We start from the raw sequence: 21659 nt of genomic DNA, 5'->3' as shown, positions 1-21659 counted from the left end.
CTAGACCTTAAACCAATCATGGCTCAGTTTCAAGTTTTCAATATAAAAAATCCCGCATGGCTAAGGCATGCTTTTGTCCTGAACGTGAAGTGGATGACATAGCCAGCACGTTCGTTCTACCATCCTTTCATTTCCATCCTCTAAGCGGCCTGAAGCGTTATGACATGGCATCTAAAAAATTGGCGGCGACAGCGTATCCTCAAGCATGCATCGATACCTGAAATCATTTGGCAGGATGTTTGGACACGATTGCCCTTTCTACATGGATTAACCCAGCTTGAAATCATACAGCTGCGGCAATGGACAGCAATTTTCCTGCACGACAAGAAAATAAACGGTGCGCAAGGTTTAATCATCACGGAAGAAATGGGGGTGATGATTGCAGCGCAGGCTTGTCTTCTGATTCTAAAACTGGATCTGGATTACTATCACGACTGGTTAGAAATCATAGTCTACCCAGGAAAATTTATCCTCGACCATGAATATACCGACGAACATGGTATTGTCCATACGGTGCATATGATCGCTTCGGGTGAATCCTGGGCTGCTGGACCTGTCATTCTTTCCTGGGAAGATGTCACCGATACCACCAATAAACAGGGATATAATGTGGTGATACACGAATTTGCCCACAAACTGGATATGTTAAACGGCGCAGCCAATGGTTTTCCCCCGCTCCATAGCAATATGGATGCACGCGCCTGGACTGCGATCTTTAGCCAAGCGTTTGAGGTTTTCTGTAAGCAAGTCGATAAAGGGGATACGTTAGCGATTGATCCCTATGCCGCCACTAGCCCGGCAGAATTTTTTGCGGTATTGAGCGAAGCTTTTTTTGTCAAACCGGTTGAAATAAAGCACTGTTTCCCTGATGTCTATCAGCAATTGGTTGCATTTTACCGGCAAGACCCGGCAGCACGATGGCCAACATCGACAAAGAGGAGGTAACCGATGAGTAACTACCTAATTTATGGTGATATTGGCGGTACCAAGACATTATTACGCGTAGTGATAGCAGATGAAGGCAAAACCAAGCCATGCTACGAGCAGCGCTATGACAGCCAGTCATATGCCGATTTCAATGAAATACTCGCCGATTTTCTTAGCAAGGCGGGCATGGATAAAGCAAGCCGCTATCCAGCCTCAGCCTGTTTTGCGATCGCCGGCCCGATCGTTGCGCAACAAGCCAAGCTGACCAATCTGCCCTGGTTGATGGATGCGGCAGCGCTTGCGACCAAGTTTTCCATTCCCAGGGTAAAACTGATCAATGATTTTGAAGCTGTGGCGCTCGGCATTGAAAAATTATCCTGCGATGATCTGGCAACGTTGCAATATGGGTTAGCAGGTAAATTGGCCATGCGCGTCGTGCTAGGTGCTGGCACCGGTATGGGGGTTGCCTGGCTTCATTGGCAAGGCGAACGGTATATTCCGTTACCGACCGAAGGAGGACATATCGATTTTGCCCCGACCACTCCTCTGCAGATGGCATTACTCGACTATCTGGCAAAAAAATTTGGCCATGTCTCAGTTGAACGGGTTCTTTCAGGATCAGGACTCACCAATATTTTCAATTTCCTGCAAACCGACTCAATCAGGTTTCCTGGCATCACCGCGATGCAGCTAAAGGAAGACAGCGGCGCGATCATCACGACCCTGGCATTTGAGCAACAACACCCGATCGCACTGCAAGCATTGGAGCTATTTGCTGAAATCTATGGCGCCTATGCCGGTAATCTGGCGCTCATGGGATTATGCCGGAGCGGAGTTTATATTGCAGGAGGAATTGCCCCCAGAATTATCGACACATTGCAAAAGGGTGACTTCATGCGCGCCTTCCGGAACAAAGGCCGCTTTGCTGGGCTAATGAGCGAAATACCGGTGCATGTCGTCATGAATTCGCAAGTGGGTTTATTAGGCGCAGGCATTGAAGCACAACGGCTGATCGATGCCAGCGTGTAGCGTCAATCACTTTTGCAGTTTTAATCATTTTTACGAAGCAGCCTTACCTGCTTTTTATAATAAGCAACCACACAACTTAAAAAGCAAATCAGAATGAACGGTTACGAAGCATTAGTTGCCACCTTAGCCATGACCATGGGTGCATCGTGGGCAAGTGGCATCAATTTATATGCAGTCATGCTGGTGCTGGGACTCGGCGGCGCTACCAGCAACATTCATTTACCCGCTGAACTCACTGTTCTGGAGAATCCATTGATCATTGGCGCGGCTGCGCTGATGTATCTAATCCAATTTTTCGTCGACAAGGTGCCGGGGATGGATAGCGCCTGGGACACCCTGCACACGTTCGTGCGTATTCCTGCAGGCGCCATGCTGGCAGCCGGCATGGTGGGAGATGTTTCCCCGGCGCTGGAAATAGCTGCAGGCATTCTCGGTGGCGGCGCTGCCGCCACCAGCCACGCCACTAAGACAGGCACGCGCCTGATGATCAACACCTCGCCCGAACCAGTAACGAACTGGTCCGCCTCTATTAGTGAAGATTTGCTGGTGCTCGGTGGTTTATGGACCGCCTTGAATCACCCGATCCTCTTTCTCACCTTGTTCGTTATTTTTATCGGCCTGGCCATCTGGCTGTTGCCTAAATTGTGGTACTTGATCAAAGGAGTATTGCGCAAAATAGGCAGTTTCTTTGGGGCAGCAAATCATCATGCTGCTGAAACGGGGCATACCGCTGCACCTCAACCTGAAGCGAGTAAGCAGGATAACTGAGCAAAATAGATACAGTGCGAGGTGGACAGAGGCGCAACCCGAGATAACGAGCGAGTTTTGCGCGCTTCAGCAAAACCACATATCGTTAGATAGACGGAAAACAAGCGCCGTACAACGAAGTAATGTGCAGTAGGCCACTTATTCAGACTTTCCCTAGACACCTGCCTGCCACCGTCTTAGCAACAGCGAATTACTGACGACAGAAACCGAACTCATCGCCATGGCTGCAGCCGCGATAATCGGATTAAGCATGCCAATGGCGGCTAATGGAATACCTAATACATTGTAGATAAAAGCAAAGAACAGGTTCTGACGGATTTTGCCCAAGGTCGCACGGGAAAGTGAAATTGCATCAGCCACGCTCATCAAGTCGTTGTGCATCAGCGTAATATCTGCTGCTTCGATTGCCACATCAGAGCCGGTGCCAATGGCAAAACTCACATCAGCCGCGGCCAATGCAGGGGCGTCGTTAATCCCGTCCCCAACCATGCCGATGCATTGGCCACTTGCCTTTATCCTGGCTACCTCAGTTGCTTTGTCTTGTGGCAAAACTTCAGCACGATACTGAGTAATGCCTGCCTGCTTAGCAATAGCAGCAGCAGTAGCAGCATTATCGCCAGTTAACATGACAACTTCAATGCCCATCGCCTGTAATCGCCCGATTGCCCGCGCCGAGGTAGACCGCAGCCGATCAGCAATGGCGAGATAACCGAGCACCTGATAGCCTCCCCCGGACTGAGCGGCTAGCGTGACCACGGTCTTGCCTTCAGCCTGAAGCGTAGCCAAACGAGCTTGATCGATAGCCGCGCCATGGGCTTGCAGGAATTTTGGTGAGCCAAGCATGTATTCAGTGTCACCGATACTGCCTGTGACTCCGCTGCCGGTCACCGCTGTAAAATGGCTCACCAGCTGAGGTCGGATAGCCATACTTGCAGCATGCTCGAGCACAGCTTTTGCGAGCGGGTGCTCTGAGCCTTGTTCCAGGGTAGCAGCAATCTGTAATAATGCTTGTTCCGTGATTGAAATTGCCGGAATAACGTCGGTGACAACAGGTTTCCCTGCCGTAAGGGTGCCTGTCTTATCTACGATCAAGACCCGAATTTTTTCGGCGCGCTCGAGGGCGGCAGCATTTTTCACAAGCACGCCCGCTTGCGCACCGCGCCCGGTGCCCACCATGATGGCTGTTGGTGTTGCTAAACCTAAGGCGCATGGACATGCAATGACTAGTACTGCCACTGCATTGATCAACGATAGCACGAAACTCCCTGTCAACCACCAGGTTAATGCCAGGGTCAGGATGCTGATCACCATGACCACCGGCACAAATATGCCTGAAATGGTATCAGCCATACGCTGAATCGGCGCTTTGGAACCCTGCGCTTCCTCTACCAGGCGAATAATGGCTGCAAGCTGGGTATGTGCACCCACGCTGGTGGCACGGCATTTCAGCAGCCCTTGCTGATTCTGAGTAGCTGCAAACACTTTGGCACCAACTCGTTTGGCGACGGGCAGGCTTTCCCCCGTCAACATTGCTTCGTTCACGCTAGATGTGCCTTCGATCACGACGCCATCCACCGGCAGATTCTCGCCGGGCCGCACGATAAAAACATCCCCTACTTTGAGCGTACTGACTTCAACTTCGATGATTTCACCCGCACGCTCAAGTCGTGCAGTTTTAGGCTGCAGTTTGATCAGTTCTTCGATGGCCGCCGAAGTTTTGCTTTTCGCGCGCGCTTCCATCAGCCTACCTAGCAATACCAGCGTAATGATGGCTGTGCTTGCTTCAAAATAGACGTGCTGATCCAGCGCGAAAAGTGTAACGGCTGCACTGAAGAGATAAGCCATGCTGGTGCCCAATGCGATCAGCACATCCATATTGGCACCACCGCCTCGTAATGCATGCCAGGCTCCTATATAGAAGCGCCTCCCCACCCAGAGCTGTACCGGTGTCGCTAGCAGCCATTGTATCCAACGTGGCAACAGATCAGCATGGTCCCCCATTAGCATGCCAACCATCTGCAGCATAAATGGTAAGGTGAGCGCAGCAGAAATCCAGAACATTCGGAGCTCTGCCTGGTATGCTGCGAGTCGCCTGGCTTTTTCTTTAGAGCGACTGGCCTCGCTGATCTCACGCGCGCCATAGCCTGCTTTGACCACGGACGCAATCAGATCATCAACCGTTGCGGCGCCTGGATTGAGATTGATATGTGCAGTTTCTGTCGCTAGATTAACGGTAGCAGTAACGCCAGGAATTTTATGCAACGCTTTTTCGATGCGGCCACTGCATGCCGCGCACGTCATACCACTGAGCTGAAGCTGAACTAGCTGAGGAATGACATGAAAACCGGCTTTCTCGATTGAGCGAATCAGATCTTCAGGATGTGTCGCAGCATCATCAAACGCTACTGTCGTTTTTTCACTGGCAAAATTGACTGTTGCACGCACACCTGGCAATTTATTGAGATTTTTTTCGATTCGAGCTGCACAAGCCGCACACGTCATCCCCTCTATTGGCAGCTCAATGTGCTTTTGCATAAGCGCACTCATCTCGATTCTCCTTGCCTTTACTGTCATTAACGAAAATATCGTATACCCCACAGGGGTATGAGTCAACGCTCTGTACAGCCGATTAACTATAAAAATACAACGCAGGAATGAAAATGCCGGCTCGACATATTTCTCCCATTTTGATTTCCTCAGGGAGCGCGAGCTCGTTTTTTGCTCAGGGACGCCTAAGCAAAAGAACTGCCCGTCTACGACGGCAGAAAGGCAGTACGTACAGAGTTGCTATTTATCGTCAGCGAGGTTAGGCAGTGCTGCTTTCCTGCTCGTGCTTATAATTGGATCGCCCAACAAAATAAACCATATTTACTATGTCTTTATTGCTAATGACAGTCTTATTGCAACCTACTGTATTCCTTGTCATGCTCATCTAGCAAGGCGCTATCTTCTGGCAGAAAAAAACGCATCAGCCAGTATATTTGCAAAGCAGTATGAAAAACGTGATATTGCTTCACTTGCTCACGGGTTTCCACATCCTCAGCAATTATAATTATCTTACAGTCTTAGCTGCGCTTAGCCCTACGCGCGATTTCTGCCTTAAGTTCCTCCAGGAAATTCATGTTGATTTTGCGCTGCTTCTCACTTTTATACCAAGTGTAGCAAGTAACACTGCCAAGTATGATCAAAACTATACTCAGTGCCGTGATCCCATCAAAAAAAATAAATACCATGCCCGTTGAAATCGCTACCGCACCGAGTATCGCAGTCATTAGCCACAGACGATTCCCCCAACTAGAAACGGCATGCTTAAGGCACCACGCATCAAGCTTATCGTGTGTCGATGAGAGTTCCTCATCAGTCCATTTTTTTATACTCATGATTTTCTGAATAACCTTTCTTTTTTTACCTACCTCAGTAACAAATAGCAAACTTACGCCTAATAAGACCTTAACTTTATATAACAGCACAACAACGACCAATCATCGCGTCACAGTGTTTAATTTGAATAGATCTAATTTCCCATATAATAAATAAGCCCACAATATAGCAGTTCTTTCTTAGGAATTCTGACCAAAATGTGGTAAAACGTTAAACTATTATAAATTGGCAAAATTCAAACTGACGTTTCATGAGCAGTCTACTAGAAGAACTAGAAGGCAATAGGAGGTTTTTCTTTATCCAAATTAATATATTAATTGCAAAAATTCGAATATTCCAAACAGCCTTTTTTGCAATTGGAGTATTTTGCTTATCCCCTGCAGTTGCTGATGAGACGACTATTTCAGTTAGTGCTCAAGCATTGCGTAATCAACTAGATAAAATTTCTCCTGCGGGATCAAGCAAAATTACTTTGGCTATTTTAAAACACTTTTATGCGATGCGCGATTATCAACCTGTATGGGTACAGATCGATACCATATCACCTGAACTTGATACTGCAATAGCATTCATTGCAACCGCCGAGCAAGAAGGCTTGGATAGCAAAAATTATGAGCTTACGCAGCTATTACATCTACGTAAGCAGAGTAGCGAGGGTCATGCTCTGCTTGAACTCGAGCTGTGCACAACGCAAGCATTATTGCTGCTTGCCAGAGATTTACGCAGAGGTCATTTGACAGCCTCTGAGGTCGACCCTGATTGGCATATTCAACAACAGATATTCGATCCAGCAGATTATTTGCAACAAGCGATTGCTTCCGGCAATTTAAAATCATCCCTGAAAGACTTGCCCCCTAAAACAAAGGATTATCAAGCACTGAAGCAAGCTCTGGCTCATTACCGTGGGTTAGTGGCACATGGTATTAAGTGGACGAATATTCCAGAAATACCTCTTATCCGGCCGCACATGATTCATCCGGTTATTCCGCAGATCCGCACACGAATCGCACAAGCTTTTGCCATGCACGGCAATCCTGAATATGATATCGTCCCCAGTAACAGTGAAAAGTACGATGATGAACTAGTAAGTGCAGTCAAGGTCTTCCAGGAGCAGCATGGGTTGAATGCTGATGGCGTTATTGGAAAAAATACCCGAGCAGCGCTAAATAAAACGCCTGAGCAGAAAATACAGCAGTTGCGTGTCAATATGGAACGTTTACGCTGGCTACCCAGAGAATTGGACGATCGCTATTTGCTAGTCAATATTGCTGGATTCCGCCTGACTGCCATTGAATATGGGAAACATGCTTTGGATATGCGCATTATCGTGGGACGCAATTATCGTTCGACGCCCAGTTTCAATAGTCGCATATCACATCTTATTCTGAATCCATACTGGAATATACCCGACAGCATTGCGCGTAAGGATTTATTACCCAAGCAACAAAATAACTCTCATTACTTTACGTCTCAAGGGATAAGAATTTATTCAGGTCATGGCAATCGCTCAGAAGCACTTAATCCAGACTCGATTAACTGGCATGCATTAGGCAAGCATTTTCCTTATGTACTCCGGCAGGACCCAGGAGAGAAAAATGCATTAGGCACTATAAAATTTATGTTTCCAAACCCTTTCAGCATCTATCTGCATGATACACCATCCAAACAATTGTTTCAGAAGGACATCCGCATGTTTAGCTCGGGATGTATCCGCTTGGAAAAGCCATTGCAATTGGCAGGGTTTGTTTTAAATCAACCAGAAGCAGTGACTGATCTCGTTGCCAAAATAAGAAGCGGCAAAACGATTACAGTCAATTTACCCCAACGCTTACCTATCTATTTGATTTATCTTACGACATGGATTGATGAATTAAATAATATTTATTTTTCATCAGATATTTATGGGCGAGATAAGCGCATCTTAGAATATGCTCGCTGGTAAGCGATATTATTCATTTCAAGTATAAATTCTTGATATCGTACTGGAGGACTCGGAATGTTTTTACAAAAACCTAGTGACCATGATGACCCTCAACTAACAAAACTGGGTGCTAGCCGGCGCTTTCTTATTAAAGCAGGGCTAAGCACCTGTACGCTGCTAGCGCTACCAGCAGCGTATGCCAGCAACCCAAGAACCACAATAAAGCAATTAGCTTTGCATAACTTACATACTGGTGAAAAAGTCAAATCTGTTTACTGGGAAAAAGGCCGCTATATTCCAGGCGCACTAAGAGAAATTGAAAAAGTATTGCGCGATCACCGCACAGGGAAAACGCATGCAATCGATCTCCGGTTACTAGACCTGATGCAACTGCTGCATCGCCGGATGGGCGCAAGGAAGGAATTCCAAGTCATTTCTGGCTATCGGTCACCCGAAACCAATCGCATGCTCGCCCTGCACAATCATGGCGTAGCAAAACAGAGCTTACATATGCAGGGCAAGGCAATTGACATTCGGTTGCCTGAATTTTCCCTGGCCGATTTGAGAAAAGCTGCCTTATCGTTAAAAGTAGGTGGTGTTGGCTATTATCCGGATTCCAACTTTGTCCATCTTGATACTGGGCACGTACGTTATTGGTAGCGTAAGTTACGTGACACCGCTATCTAAACAAATTGACGAATTAACGCCACATCGAACCAAACGGGCAGAAATAAGAGTTCTTCATGAATAAAACACCACAAGAACAATTTATGCTGGAAGCCATTAGCCTTTCATCCCATGGAATGATCAATAACGAGGGTGGACCGTTTGGTTGCGTGATTGTCAAAAACAACATGATTATTGGCAGAGGCCATAATAAAGTAATCTCCACAAACGATCCTACCGCCCATGCTGAAATCGTCGCAATACGGGATGCTTGTCAGCATTTAGGCGCTTTCCAGCTTGATGGCTGCCAACTCTATACTTCCTGCGAGCCCTGCCCGATGTGCCTCGGTGCAATTTACTGGGCTCGTCCAGAGAAAGTATTTTATGCCTGCACCCGGAGTGATGCGGCCCAGATCGGATTCGATGATCATTTCATTTATGAAGAAATCATGTCAGATCAGCAACAACGCAAGCTCCCAATGAAACAGCTGCTACGATCTGAAGCACTAAAGGTATTTTCAAGCTGGTCTGCCAAATCAGACAAGACTTTTTATTAAAACCAAGCCAAGGTAGAAAAAGAGTTGCAACATTTGCCATAAAACTACCGCCTTGCAAACAGAAAGGTCTACCGCGCTTCCTGTTTGCTCAGCATAAAGCTGCAGCCGTTAAGTGGCCAAGGAGCTGTCAATTACTCCATCACCTCGTTATTAGTGAATGTCCGCCCCGCGCTTCACCAGCAATTCACGCAGAATTGATCTGTGACAACGACTTTCATCTTTACAGTAACAACCAATGGACAGGTTCGTATGGTGAGAAAGTGCAGCAAGGAGGTCAAGATCTTTACTTGCCTGAGGCGTATTCATCTCGGCTAGAAATTTTCGTTTAAACAGCGGCCACGAATCACGATCATCCATTTCTTTGATTTCTCTCAGCAAACTCTCACTTGGAGAAAGATTGGGGAACCAGACATCGTAAATATTCTTGGCAGCATAGTCTTCTTTCCGTACCCCTCTGGGCGGACGGCGAACGGTCCCAATTCGTATACCTTCTTCCTCCTCTCGAGGATTCCCTAATCGCACAATCCTGATCGTCATCTGTGTTCCCTCCTAAGTCAAATCAGATTGATGGAACCGAAATTTTATTTTTGCTTATTCCTGTAAGGCCAGTAAACACCGTTTTGCATCATGCTGAGCACAATACACCCTAATTGGCAGGCTTCTCTGACTTGATTTGCAAAACAGAGAACGCTTGACATGTGAACGGTAACTCAAATATACATCAGGATGAGCCGCTTAAACCAGCCGCTATAAACCGGCTCAGTTTTTGTTGATGATTTCCTGATATCAAACTCAACATACCGCCAGATTGGCACAAAATAGGCTAAGATGGTCACAAAAATTTCAACTTTACTGGGCCCGATTGATTTTTGATTGGAACAACTCGTTATGCTTATTAAATCCCGTATACGCACCATTCCTCATTATCCCCACGAAGGGATTATGTTTCGTGACATTACCACACTGCTGAAAGATCCCATTGGTTTGCGCACCATCATTCAGGAAATCATCGAGCGCTACCGGACGACCAAGGTTGACAAAGTGGTCGCTATCGAGTCACGCGGATTCATCATTGGTGCTCCCGTTGCCTATGCACTGGGGTGTGGCTTTGTGCCGATACGCAAGCCAGGCAAACTACCTGCCGAGACGATCGGCTGTGAATATCAATTAGAATACGGCAGTGACCGGATTGAGATTCATGTCGATGCAATCCAGCGAGGAGAACGGATTTTACTGGTGGACGATCTCATTGCCACAGGCGGCACCATGGAGGCAGCTGCCAGATTGATCCAGGAGATGGGTGGAGAAATCATCGAATGCTGCTTTGTAATCGACTTGCCTGATGTTGGTGGAAGAGCACGTCTGGAAAAACAAGGGCAGAAAGTCTTCGCGTTATGTACATTTGAGGGAACTTGAGCCAATAACACCATTATTATTCAACATTAATCTGCAGCGAATTACACATTGCCTGACAAAAATCAGGCAATTTATTGCAAGCAAATTGCCAAGCCAGTCGAGCCAAATCAATAGTATTATCAGCGCAAAGCAGTCATTATGGGCATAATGTCTGCCAATTTGTTACAAATGGTTTGAATAGGCGGCAAAGTGAGGTCAGTGCAAGGTGCACGGGGCCAGCTACCTGAAACATCTCAGTCAGATTAAAGAAATAATACTGCGTGCAGCACATATACACCACAGTAGCTTATTGTTCAGACCTTCCTGAGTCATCTCTTTTGGAGTATACATGCTAGACATTCAACAATTACGCACCGATTTGGAAAACATGGCTTCGCGCCTAGCCAAACGTGGTTATACCTTCCCGGTAATGCAATTCAATACGCTGGAAGCACAGCGCAAATTGATCCAGACTCACACGCAGGAGTTACAAGCAAAACGCAATGCTACTTCCAGGCAGATTGGCATTGCCAAGCAAAAAGGCGAGGATGTGGCTGCAATCATGGCTGAGGTCGCTCATCTTGGAGATAAACTCAAACAAGCTGAAAGCCAGCTCGAACATGTTCAGGCCGAGCTGCAGCAAATATTGCTGGTAACGCCTAATTTAGCGCATGACAGCGTTCCGGAAGGAAAAAGCGAGGCAGATAACCTCGAAATACGGCGCTGGGGAACGCCCAGATCATTTGATTTTGCCATTAAAGACCATGTCAGCATCGGCGAACAATTAGGTTTGCTGGATTTTGAGACGGCGGCCAAGCTAAGTGGCGCACGGTTTAACGTGATGAAAGGTGGCATCGCGCGCCTACATCGTGCGCTGGCACAGTTCATGCTGGATACGCATGTGCAGGAACATGGTTACGCTGAGGTTTATGTTCCCTATCTGGTCCATGCGGATTGCTTGCGGGGCACCGGACAATTGCCGAAATTTGAAGAAGACCTGTTTGTCGTACATGCAGGCGGTAGCAATCATCCTGATTTAACAGCACCGGCCGATCAAAACCCATTCAAATTACACCTGATCCCCACTGCCGAGGTACCTCTGACCAATATAGTACGCGATGAAATTATTCCGCTTGAGCAACTTCCATTAAAATTTGTAGCTCACACTCCTTGCTTCCGCTCTGAAGCAGGTAGCTACGGCAAGGATACACGCGGATTGATCCGCCAGCATCAATTCGATAAAGTCGAGCTTGTCCATATCGCGCATCCACAAAAATCCTATGAAGCATTGGAAGAACTCGTCAGCCATGCAGAGAAAATCCTGCAAAAACTCGAATTACCCTATCGGGTGATGACATTATGTAGCGGTGATATGGGCTTTTCGGCGGCAAAGACTTATGATATCGAGGTGTGGTTACCTGCACAAAATGCCTATCGGGAGATATCTTCCTGCAGCAATTGCGAAGCCTTCCAAGCGCGGCGCATGCAAGCGCGCTTCCGTAATGAAAAAGGTAAGCCGGAACTGCTCCACACACTGAATGGCTCTGGCTTAGCAGTTGGACGGACATTGGTAGCCATACTTGAAAATTACCAAAATGCGGATGGCAGTGTAACTATTCCATCTGTTTTACAATCTTATATGAGCGGCCTTGACCGACTCGCCATTGAGGGCGGAAAATGAGCCTGATGTGACACATTACTCTAACTCCGGAGGGTATTTGAAATGCAAAACGTAACGAATAGCACGGTTCATAAGCAGGAAGAAATGGCAAAACTCGAAGCCGATGTGCGTGAAGCCATCACGCATGGCGGTGATGTCAAGGAAACTATACGGCAATTGACACTCAAAGCCATGCATGCAAAAAGCCTAGACCCTCAGTCTATTGGCCGGATTGCTACCGCAGTGATGCAAGGCGTGCATGATGGAACACAGCAGAAACTGGAGCAAGCATCAGAACAATCGCATGTCGCTCAAGCACAGATTATCCATGCGGTTTCCGGCCTGGACACCGCCTTCGCGCAAGTCGCCGAAGCCTCCAAACTGGCATTGGAGGAAGCAGCCGGAAAAGCTCAGCAATTTTCCAGTGAGGAGCTCACCAAAACGCGTGCTGATCTCGAAACCCTGGAAAGCTTGTTTCTGGATATACTGCAACATACCTCAACTGCTGCTAAAGGAGTAATTGCTGAAACATTCAATGATCTGCTCAGTCATGCGAAACGCAATGGCACAGCGATCGGCGCCCAGTTAAAAGAAACGCTGGCCACTTTTACCCAGCAGATATCATCTGTCGGACACACCCAGTTAGAGGCAGGTGTGCAACTAGCTCAAGTGACAGCTGATCTGCTGCATAAAATTGCCACTGGCGTTTTGACGGGAGTTGCCGAACAATCCAAGCAAGATAAAAATAAGTGACCAGGAAACGCAAATACATCGACTGCCACTCAGCCGCGTTGTTTTCTGGCGTCGGCTGAATGGAACCGCTGGACGAATGTGCTTCATCCAATATAAACTTTTAAGTGGTTCAGAGGTTCTCTAGTAGCACCTCAGAAGACCCCATTCTATTCATTTTTATAGGAGGTATATGATGAACAAACTAATGTTATCGCTATCCCTGGTTTTTCTAGCCTTTCTTTTTACAGGTTGCTCTAAACAAGAGGGTACTGCCGAGCAAATGGGCAAAAAAATAGACGAGTCTATAGAAAGCAGTAAAAAAGCCATCGAGGAAACTACTGAAAAGGCTGCTAAAAAAATTGAAGAATTTGTTGATTCTTCCAAAGGCCCTGCTGAACAGGCTGGTGAAAAAATAGATGAAACGGCAGCAAGCTTGAAAGATGCCATGGACAAAACCCTTGAAGATGCCGCAGAAAAAACGGAAGAAACCGGTAGCGCGCTAAAAGAAAAAGCTGAAGATAATACAAACAGCAGTTATTAATAAGCAGTTTACACAAAAAAACTTGGGTCAGAGTATAGCCTGACTTTACTCTGACCTCTTTATACAGCTATCGCGAAATGAATCATCCAGCGCCAAGGGAAGAAAGACAGTACTCAAACCAAGCGTGGCAGATTCAGCACACACTTTACTTCGCTTGCCTTTCTGATATTCGACATTAAACACCGCTTTGTTTTGATCAATAAACGGTTTGAGTGTGTTGCACTCCCTATATTGGTGACATTCCTCATTTATTGCAAAGTCGAAGTAATCGACTAAATCTCTGACCTGTTCCACATTATTTTTCAATGCCACGCCAAGTCCTGCCGCATGCGCTTTATTAGCCAAAAACCGGTTGTAATTTAACTGAATTTGGTACGTCAGCGGGAAACCCGTCCGGTTGCTATACCCATCCACATTGTCCGGCTCCACGGCATCACAACCCTTGTCTTTTGCAAGCTGTATTCTATTCCTCATAATGTTTCTCACCGCTTCGTGCCGGATGTCCAGCCATAGCTCACCTGGCCAGCCATTCTTGCTGCCCAGGACTTCAGGCGGAAACTGCGTAGCATCCTGCCGCCAGTCTTCCCAGCTACCCGCACTGAAATAACAGATCACTTTTTTACCCTCTGCCTGCAGCTTGTTGATCAAACTCTGGGAAGAGTCGAACAAATCAATATTGTACGCTGCGACATTGTAAGCGGTATTGACAGTGCCCGAGAGTTGATATTGCCAGCTGGTACCCGGAACCGGCCTATACGGGCCCTTCGTTTGTGCTAGCAGGCCTGCCGGTATCATTAGCAGATAGAGTAAAAATAAGTGGCACTTTTTCATCTTCACTCCCGTTGTATGGTGAACATTATGGTAATGGTCATGTTTTTATAATCATCATCGCAACAAATATACCCTGATGGCGATTACCGCATTGAATAAGAGAGGGTAGGTATGCCGCTAGATTAACGCTTACCAATTTTATCATTGGCGTACTTTATCGTAATTGAGTATTGACTCGAATTCCAGTCCTAAGCCTAACAGAATGCCATGCCAACGAGAACTCAGCCTCACACGCTCAACAAGTCGTGCCTTTGTATTCAGATTACTGGAATGATTGCCCGTCATCATCCACCTAAGTACTTTTTTATTCAGCATCCCGGCATATTTAGCATTAAATTCCAGATTGCATGTCACTTCTGCCTTCGTATCTCCCTGATCCGGAAACAAACCTGACAGCGACCAGCTTGAACTCCTTTGGGCATTACTTTCATGTGACCACTGTTTACCCCAGCGAAGATCATTAATACTTAGCTGGGCTGTCCGGATCTATTGAACCACCTTAGTACTATTCCATCAATTTGCAGAATTTTTAGATTTATTACTTAAGCATTATTCAAATTGCAAAATAAGCATTTTGCTTATATTAATTTTCTTCCATAAAGAGTATTTTCTGATCCGATCCAGTGCTGCTGAAATCAGCAGCATCTTAAGTATTATGCATGCGTCAATTTTTTTATAAAAAATTTTAATTACGTGATACAAAAACCATCCTGCCGGTTCAATAACTTACAAATCTGGTAAGTTTCTCGAAACAGATTGGAATCTTTCTTCTATTCAAACTTTTGGAGCAACAAGATATGGTTATCTCGCTGATTCGCTTTTTGATTGTAGCCTTAAGTTTAGCCCTTGCCTTACCTGCGCAAGCGACTACACTGAAAATTCTTAAGCGCTTTGATTCAACGGATTCAGTATTATTTCTGCAAAATGACTGGAATCCAGCTGATGGAAATACATACTGGGGAGCCATTGAAATTGGGAGTAACAACAACGGCACCGATCTCTATAATTTGGAATTCTTGGGAACATATGTTGCCGGCAGCTTCGTTATCGGAAATGATCCTTGGGAAACCGTTTCGATAAAAAGCCATGCCGGGGAGCAGTTCGATCTGCGAGGAACTCAGGAAATACAGCTTGTAGCTCGTCCAGAGTATGCAACGAGCAATCCCTATATCAGTGTCGTGCTGCGCCTGATCATGCAGGATGGCAGCATTTGGGACCAGCCTAAAGTAATGGCAAACAATGTATGGCAAGCAGGAGCGTTCCCTGTTAAGGAAGGCTCATTCGCCCGCGCTGAGTGGGGGCATCAGGGAGTGTTCGATCTCGGTAAAGTTGTTTCATGGGAAATTATCCTAGTGGACTTGCCTCCTGGCAATAGCCACATTAACTTTCATACCATGTATATAAAGGGAAACTACGACACACCAGAAAATACAAGCGTTGCTGAGCCATTCGGAGTAAATTTTTTTGCTGGGGATGGAAGTATCCTGTTCCGCCATACTGACTGGAATCCAACAGATGGCGATACCCATTGGCTATATCATGTGCGTAAACATCCACATTATTACAATCCATATGGATTTGTAAGGGCGGTCTATCGATCGGAAGGCGATCCGTGGGAAACCGTATCTTTGCGTAAGGAAGCACAGATCCATTTCGATTTGACAACTAACAATCGCGGACAAATCGTGGTTTTAGTGGATGCCGGTCTGAATCTGGATCCAAACGCACTGATCATGAGTCTGACCATGCAGGATGGCAGCATCTGGCAACAAGGAAAACCACTGGATGTCGTTAGAAAAACTATCTTGAGTCATCAGACACCGGCTGGCGATGTCGTGGTGCCATACCGATTTTCACTTGATCCCCAAGGGAAAGGCTGGACGATGGCAGCCTGGGGACCACCTGGCAGCTTTGACCTCAGCCGAATCAAAGCGTGGGAACTCTCATTCAATAATCTTGAGCAAGGAGCACACACTGTCTTGCTGAGCAGTATTGATATCATGGAAGCTTCTTTAGTAAATGCGGACAGCGCATTTGAGGCCACTGGCCAGGCTCAGTGGCTGGAACTCAGCTTTGCTGCTGATGGGATTGTTGCAGAAATTGGCTCAGAAGGCGGAGTGGAAGATAGTCTTTCCATTGTCTCAGAAACGCCGCCAAGTGGCCTGGGGTTGGGTTTCAACCTTGAAATCACCAGTAGCTATGCAAACCCCTCTCCGGATGCGGTTGTCTTCAAGCTGACAACGAGTGATGGGAAAATTTGGCAGCAAGCTTATAGTTTGCCTGAAGCTGGACGATCAGTACTTAGGATTTATACCGGCTGTCCATCTCCCTCAATGGCACGTCCTGACCCTGATGATTTCCGCTGCAAGGGTATATTGGGAGGCTTTTACGGGATGACTTCTGGCATTACAAAATGGGAAATAAAGCTAAACAGCCCCCCCGCCGGCGAATACAAAATTGGAATTAACCTTCTCCCGACAATCCAATAAGCTTGACTACCCTCCCATGCAGCATCAGTTTGATGCTGCATGTGGCACCACAAAAAAGCGCTTACAGGAGAACGTCACCAAAACGTGAACACATCATCACACCTCTCAATTGATCCTTACCCTGCCTGCGATCACTTCATGAAGGTAAACAGCTCCAACTCCAGCTTCTGCGATGGATGCTCAATATTGGCTCGTGCCACATCCTGTTTGCCCTGGCTCACAAATGTTTACAAATAATCCAAGCAACTAAGGCCATAGTAACCTGATATTTAATTTCAATATACTACCTCATCCCTGAAACCAAGCAAAAGCAACGGACCAAACCAATTGAGCGTTGTTGCATGCTTACGTTATGGGATAGCAAATAAGTTGGCAATAATGCAAATACATACATTTTTATTATTAGCTTCGAAAAGTGACGATGTGATCTGACTCTCTTATTATTGAGAATTAGGAGCAGACTTATGAGCACTCTCATTTATCCTGAATTCAAGAAAAGACAGCCTCCTATCTTAAATGAAAGGATTGCCCGAGTTATCGCACATATTTTTAGAAAACTTTAGTTCGATGTACGGGAGCACTGTAATTTCCTTTTTTCAGCACCTTCCTATTGGGTAGGGTGGTCAAATGCCCATGATCTCCCCATCACCAGACAAATCAATACGGTGTGCAGCTGGATTATGCGGTAAGCCGGGCATGGTAACGATATCACCCGTCAGCACCAGCAGGTAGCCTGCACCGGCGGCTATGCGCACCGACTCGACTGGCAGTACAAATGCTTGGGGATGACCTACGTAAGCAGGATCACTGCTCAATGACAGGTGGGTCTTGGCGATACAGATGGGGAGGCGTTCGTAGCCAAGCGCGCACACCCGCTCCAGATCCTTTCTGGCAGTGCGACTGAACTCGAGATCGCTGGCGCCATAAATAGTGCGGGCGACAGCGGCAATTTTCTCCTCGGGAGGCGACGCCAGCTCATAAAGATAGCGCACAGGGGGGGGCGGCTGAGCAGCGGCGGTGGCAACCGCATGCGCCAATGCTTCAGCCCCGGCACCGCCATCGGTAAAACCGCTAAAGCGGGCAGCATTCAGTCCAAGCTTGGCGCATCCCTTCTCGATGACAGCCAGTTCTTGCAGGGTATCGCCTGCAAAACAATTGATGGCTATGACCGGCTCAAAGCCAAAGGCACGCACGCTGTGGACATGATGCTCCAGGTGTTCCAAACCACATTCGATTTCTGTGATGGGACCGGGATGAGCAGGGTCGCCGCCACCATGGATTCTTAATGCCCGCGCAGTTACCACCAGTACAACGACGCTAGGCCATAGGCCGGAGCTGCGGCATTTGAGGTCAAAAAATTTCTCGGCGCCCAGATCAAAACCAAAACCTGCTTCTGTTACAACAAAGTCCACACAGGCGGCAGCAGCCTTGGTGGCAACCACGCTATTGCAGCCATGGGCGATGTTGCCAAAGGGACCGCCATGCACAAAAGCGGGCACACCTTCGGTCGATTGCACCAGATTCGGCAGCATCGCATCCTGCAGCAGAGCCGCCATTGCTCCTGTTGCCTGCAGGCTCTGTCCCGTTACTGGATTACCCGCGCGATCGAATCCGACTAGGATGCGTCCCAGCCGGGACTTGAGATCAGCAAGATCCGTATATAAACAAAGAATGGCCATCACTTCTGAAGCTGCAGTGATGTCAAAGCCGGTCTCACGCGGCACACCGTTGAGACGGCCACCCAATCCAATCACGGTCTGACGCAAGGCGCGGTCATTCACATCCAGCACACGGCGCCAAAAGACTTGGCGGTGCTCCAGGTCCAGTTCGCTGCGAAAATGAATGGCATTGTCCAGCAAGGCGGCCAGCAAGTTGTGGGCTGCAGCAACCGCGTGCAAATCTCCGGTGAAATGCATATTAATGCGTGTCGAAGGCTCAAGCTGGCAGCGGCCGCCACCGGTACCACCACCCTTGACGCCAAAGATAGGGCCCAGCGAGGGTTCGCGCAAAGCAAGTGCTGCACGCTGACCAATGCGGGCTAGACCTTGCGCCAGACCGATAGCAACAGTAGTTTTTCCTTCGCCACTGCGAGTGGGATTAATTGCCGAAACCAGCACGATTTTACCTTTTGGCTTAGTCTCTTTGTTGGGCAAAGCGTTCAACCGAAGCTTGGCCATATGCTCGCCATAGCACATCAGTGCATTGGGTTGCAGATCAAGTGCAGCGGCGATGTCCAGTATGGGGCGCATTATCAAAACTCAGGCAAGAAGAATAAACAAAGTCAATTCTAACATCCCGACACTCTTGTAGATGATCTTGTGCTAATTGCCGCCCAGCTCGACTCATGCCCATCCAGTAAATGCTGGAATGATCCGTGGGGAGCCAATACCTATAAGCATTTAACGGGAATTAGCGCCAAATTCCAAACTAAAAAATAATTTAGCTGTCAGTATATAATTCTTACTTTCATTTGATATTGTGCGAAACAAAATGCAGGAACCTAAGCCGGAACCCTTTAAATTTGTTTTCAGTTGGCGGCGCTTTCTAGTACATTGCGCGCTTCTGGGCGTTTGTGTCATGCTCGGTTTGATGACCTGGTATTTTGGTAAGCCACCTAGCATCCGGTTTTATGAAACAGAATCGGAAGAACAACTGACCGCTGCAATAGCACCGGGTATTGATATGGCATTGGATACGCGCAGTTCTATAGCCGTAAAAGAAGGCCAACCACTGCAAGTTGAAATGTTCAAGGGAAATGTTTATTTTGACATCAACAAAAACACCACCAATCAGTTGGAAGCAAAAGTCGGCAATGCCATCATCCAGGGCTTTGGCACTCGCTGCAGCATCCAAATGCACAAAAATGGCAATAACCATGTCGCCGTTGCAGATGGACACATCAAGATTCATGTCGCATCAGGTATATATCAAATCAATGCATTTGAGCAAGTTGACTTTGATGATATCAGCATCAGCAAACACCAACTGATTGCTGACCGAAACATTGCGCCTTGGCGTTTGCAGCAGTGATTACGTTACTTTCATGACTACGTCCATCTGGCCAGGAGATATGGAACGCGTCACTATTTACAAACAACATCTCAACTAAAGTAGTGAGTCATATAAAGTGCCATTCCCCTAGCACAAAGGTAATCTTTGAGATATTGTGACCTCCATTAATGACGGCGACCTATCGCCAGTGTTTTTAGTCTTGCAACCTCTGTATAACCGTCTTTCGGGCAAAGCCACGAATTACCTTATGTGATTACCAAATCTTGATTGAGGTGTCATATATTAGGATCATCATCATTAGCTCTTTGCTCCAATACTAGATCGGTACCATTAATTCATGATCATAATCTCTGTATATTTCTGCCGGTGTATAGTCACCATTATCAACCCAGCCTGAATGTTCATGGCTAATTCCAATATCCATTCAGCCCAACTTTTTTGCTGCATCAATCTTATCAACGGGAATTGCAATTAACCCCGTCCCGAAGAAATCCTCTTTGTAACCTTCATAGTCCACTTTCCTTTCTTCTCGTTATGAAAGACAGCTCTCAACGGTATCCAAACAGACTTGCTGAATGTTTTCCGGCAGATATCATGCATTTCAAACCATTCTTGGTTCACTTATTTTATTTCTCCATTCTGGAGACTGATTGCTTCTAACAAGTAAATAGAAAGTTTTGGTATATCAACATACTTAGAGAATAAGAGACAAATTAGTTGTGATATTAGCCCAGTTTGCTAACTGTATATCATCTCAAAATTAGAATGTAGAACCATAATTGGTTAGCGCCAGAAATCATGGCATGTCGGTTGTAGCACTTGACTTAATCCGGAAATTTCCAACCAGTTTGCTACTCTGCCTCTTCGCCTCCCAATGCATCAATCAAATCAGGCAACAATTGCTTCAATTGTTCGGTCATGAGAAAGAAATTGCTATCAAACTGTTCTTCCGCCGATTCTGCCGGTTCTTTTTCGATATCCAGCAGGGTAAGCCGCTTGATTTGCAGATTTTCGTCCAGCATAAAGGCAAGGTTGTTTTCCCACACCATCGCCAGCCTGGTGACTTCCTTCCCTGCTCTGACATGCCGGTTGATTTCATCCGCGTCGAGCGGTTGTCGCTGATAGCTTATCGAGACTTTTTTATCTTCTCTGCTGCGGAAAACGCTGTCACTGTCGATAGTAAATGCATGAGGCAACTCATCTCCTGCTAGCCACCGGGTCATGGCAGATGCGGGAGTCAAATTTGTTTTGATACGCTTGAGTACCAGGGTGGGAATCGTTTTCAGGAAAGTTTCAACAAAGGTGTCTGCCTTGGCGATATTGGAGCTGTCAATGATAAACCAGCCATCTGCCAGATCGATCCAGGCATGGCTTTTCTGCCGCACGACAAAGGCGCGTGGCAGCAGCTCGTATAACGCGGCCTCCTTGACTTCTTTCATTTGTTTGCGGCCAACTGGATAGCCCTGCTGCGCTTCCATTTCTATAGCGCGTTCTTTGGCGCGCTGATTGACGACGGAAGCAGGCAGCAATTTTTTTTCTGACCCCAGCGCAATGAGCAGCTGCTGCCCGCGCGCATAAACCAGATGGGCTTCTTCCATGCCGGGCGGGACCCAGCCAAGGCTTTGCATTTCCATACTCAAACAAGCTTGCAGGGTGCGTCTGGCTAACAGCTCCTCCAGCTCTTCGGACGTGAGTTTCCAGTCGGTGATACGGTATATTTGTAAGTTCTTAAACCACATAATGTGTTTAC

General features: G+C 47.0%; 18 protein-coding genes. 12 read left to right on the top strand and 6 right to left on the bottom strand.

The genetic code is table 11. The features are described 5' to 3' along the window. Nucleotides 1–159 precede the first annotated feature (159 nt). The 3 genes from J5I83_RS01170 (at nucleotide 160) to J5I83_RS01160 (ending at nucleotide 2724) form a co-directional block, all read left to right on the top strand. Entirely contained in the window at nucleotides 160–945 is a 786-nt protein-coding gene (locus J5I83_RS01170; RefSeq protein WP_304052623.1) for a zinc-dependent peptidase, read from the top strand. A gap of 3 nt (nucleotides 946–948) precedes the next feature. Next, nucleotides 949–1956 carry a glucokinase gene (locus J5I83_RS01165; protein ID WP_304052621.1) on the top strand — a complete coding sequence of 336 codons (1008 nt, stop codon included), beginning with the start codon at nucleotides 949–951 and terminating at the stop codon, nucleotides 1954–1956. 93 nt (nucleotides 1957–2049) lie between these two features. Continuing rightward, complete coding sequence (locus J5I83_RS01160) at nucleotides 2050–2724, top strand: DUF4126 domain-containing protein (protein ID WP_304052620.1); 675 nt, start codon at nucleotides 2050–2052, stop codon at nucleotides 2722–2724. A gap of 153 nt (nucleotides 2725–2877) precedes the next feature. Here the strand turns inward: J5I83_RS01160 and J5I83_RS01155 are convergent, their stop codons facing one another. Next, a complete protein-coding gene (locus J5I83_RS01155) occupies nucleotides 2878–5271 on the bottom strand; it encodes a heavy metal translocating P-type ATPase (protein ID WP_304052618.1) in 2394 nt (797 codons plus the stop codon). 518 nt (nucleotides 5272–5789) lie between these two features. Further along, the gene (locus J5I83_RS01150; protein ID WP_304052616.1) at nucleotides 5790–6104 is read right to left on the bottom strand and encodes a hypothetical protein; all 315 of its coding nucleotides are present in this window, start codon (nucleotides 6102–6104) and stop codon (nucleotides 5790–5792) included. A gap of 251 nt (nucleotides 6105–6355) precedes the next feature. Between J5I83_RS01150 and J5I83_RS01145 the strand changes: the two genes are divergently transcribed. The 3 genes from J5I83_RS01145 to J5I83_RS01135 all read left to right on the top strand — a co-directional run bounded on the left by J5I83_RS01145 (nucleotide 6356) and on the right by J5I83_RS01135 (nucleotide 9249). Next, nucleotides 6356–8047: a murein L,D-transpeptidase gene (locus tag J5I83_RS01145; protein WP_304052614.1), complete on the top strand. Its 1692-nt coding sequence runs from the start codon at nucleotides 6356–6358 to the stop codon at nucleotides 8045–8047. A gap of 54 nt (nucleotides 8048–8101) precedes the next feature. Continuing rightward, a complete protein-coding gene (locus J5I83_RS01140) occupies nucleotides 8102–8686 on the top strand; it encodes a DUF882 domain-containing protein (protein WP_304052612.1) in 585 nt (194 codons plus the stop codon). An 83-nt stretch (nucleotides 8687–8769) separates the two neighbouring features. Then, nucleotides 8770–9249: a nucleoside deaminase gene (locus tag J5I83_RS01135; RefSeq protein WP_304052610.1), complete on the top strand. Its 480-nt coding sequence runs from the start codon at nucleotides 8770–8772 to the stop codon at nucleotides 9247–9249. Nucleotides 9250–9399: 150 nt separating this feature from the next. Here the strand turns inward: J5I83_RS01135 and J5I83_RS01130 are convergent, their stop codons facing one another. Then, nucleotides 9400–9786, bottom strand: coding sequence for a DUF488 domain-containing protein (locus J5I83_RS01130; protein ID WP_304052608.1), 387 nt, complete (start codon nucleotides 9784–9786; stop codon nucleotides 9400–9402). A gap of 351 nt (nucleotides 9787–10137) precedes the next feature. Here J5I83_RS01130 and J5I83_RS01125 point away from each other — a divergent pair, with 351 nt between their 5' ends. The 4 genes from J5I83_RS01125 to J5I83_RS01110 all read left to right on the top strand — a co-directional run bounded on the left by J5I83_RS01125 (nucleotide 10138) and on the right by J5I83_RS01110 (nucleotide 13577). Next, on the top strand, nucleotides 10138–10665 hold the full coding sequence (locus tag J5I83_RS01125) for an adenine phosphoribosyltransferase (protein WP_304052606.1): 528 nt from the start codon (nucleotides 10138–10140) through the stop codon (nucleotides 10663–10665). 328 nt (nucleotides 10666–10993) lie between these two features. Further along, nucleotides 10994–12325 (top strand): serine--tRNA ligase, encoded by a 1332-nt coding sequence (serS, locus tag J5I83_RS01120; RefSeq protein ID WP_304052604.1) that lies wholly within the window; start codon nucleotides 10994–10996, stop codon nucleotides 12323–12325. 42 nt (nucleotides 12326–12367) lie between these two features. Beyond that, a complete protein-coding gene (locus J5I83_RS01115; RefSeq protein ID WP_304052602.1) occupies nucleotides 12368–13057 on the top strand; it encodes a DUF6781 family protein in 690 nt (229 codons plus the stop codon). Nucleotides 13058–13229: 172 nt separating this feature from the next. Next, a complete protein-coding gene (locus J5I83_RS01110; protein ID WP_304052600.1) occupies nucleotides 13230–13577 on the top strand; it encodes a hypothetical protein in 348 nt (115 codons plus the stop codon). A gap of 45 nt (nucleotides 13578–13622) precedes the next feature. Here J5I83_RS01110 and J5I83_RS01105 read toward each other — a convergent pair whose 3' ends face one another. Further along, complete coding sequence (locus J5I83_RS01105; RefSeq protein ID WP_304052595.1) at nucleotides 13623–14408, bottom strand: endo alpha-1,4 polygalactosaminidase; 786 nt, start codon at nucleotides 14406–14408, stop codon at nucleotides 13623–13625. 797 nt (nucleotides 14409–15205) lie between these two features. On the opposite strand from J5I83_RS01105, the gene J5I83_RS01100 reads away from it, so the two are divergent. After that, nucleotides 15206–16897, top strand: a complete 1692-nt coding sequence (locus J5I83_RS01100) for a hypothetical protein (RefSeq protein ID WP_304052593.1) — start codon at nucleotides 15206–15208, stop codon at nucleotides 16895–16897. 623 nt (nucleotides 16898–17520) lie between these two features. On the opposite strand, the gene J5I83_RS01095 is transcribed toward J5I83_RS01100, so the two are convergent. Then, nucleotides 17521–19146: a formate--tetrahydrofolate ligase gene (locus J5I83_RS01095; RefSeq protein ID WP_304052592.1), complete on the bottom strand. Its 1626-nt coding sequence runs from the start codon at nucleotides 19144–19146 to the stop codon at nucleotides 17521–17523. Nucleotides 19147–19375: 229 nt separating this feature from the next. Between J5I83_RS01095 and J5I83_RS01090 the strand changes: the two genes are divergently transcribed. Continuing rightward, a complete protein-coding gene (locus J5I83_RS01090) occupies nucleotides 19376–19927 on the top strand; it encodes a FecR domain-containing protein (RefSeq protein WP_304052590.1) in 552 nt (183 codons plus the stop codon). 833 nt (nucleotides 19928–20760) lie between these two features. Here the strand turns inward: J5I83_RS01090 and J5I83_RS01085 are convergent. After that, nucleotides 20761–21648 (bottom strand): recombination-associated protein RdgC, encoded by an 888-nt coding sequence (locus tag J5I83_RS01085; RefSeq protein WP_304052588.1) that lies wholly within the window; start codon nucleotides 21646–21648, stop codon nucleotides 20761–20763. Nucleotides 21649–21659 lie beyond the last annotated feature (11 nt).

The organism is Nitrosomonas communis (assembly GCF_024102715.1).
Taxonomy (GTDB): Bacteria; Pseudomonadota; Gammaproteobacteria; order Burkholderiales; family Nitrosomonadaceae; genus Nitrosomonas; species Nitrosomonas communis_B.
The sequence above is the reverse complement of the archived record's forward strand: the minus strand, read 5'-3'. Positions and strand labels throughout refer to the sequence as shown.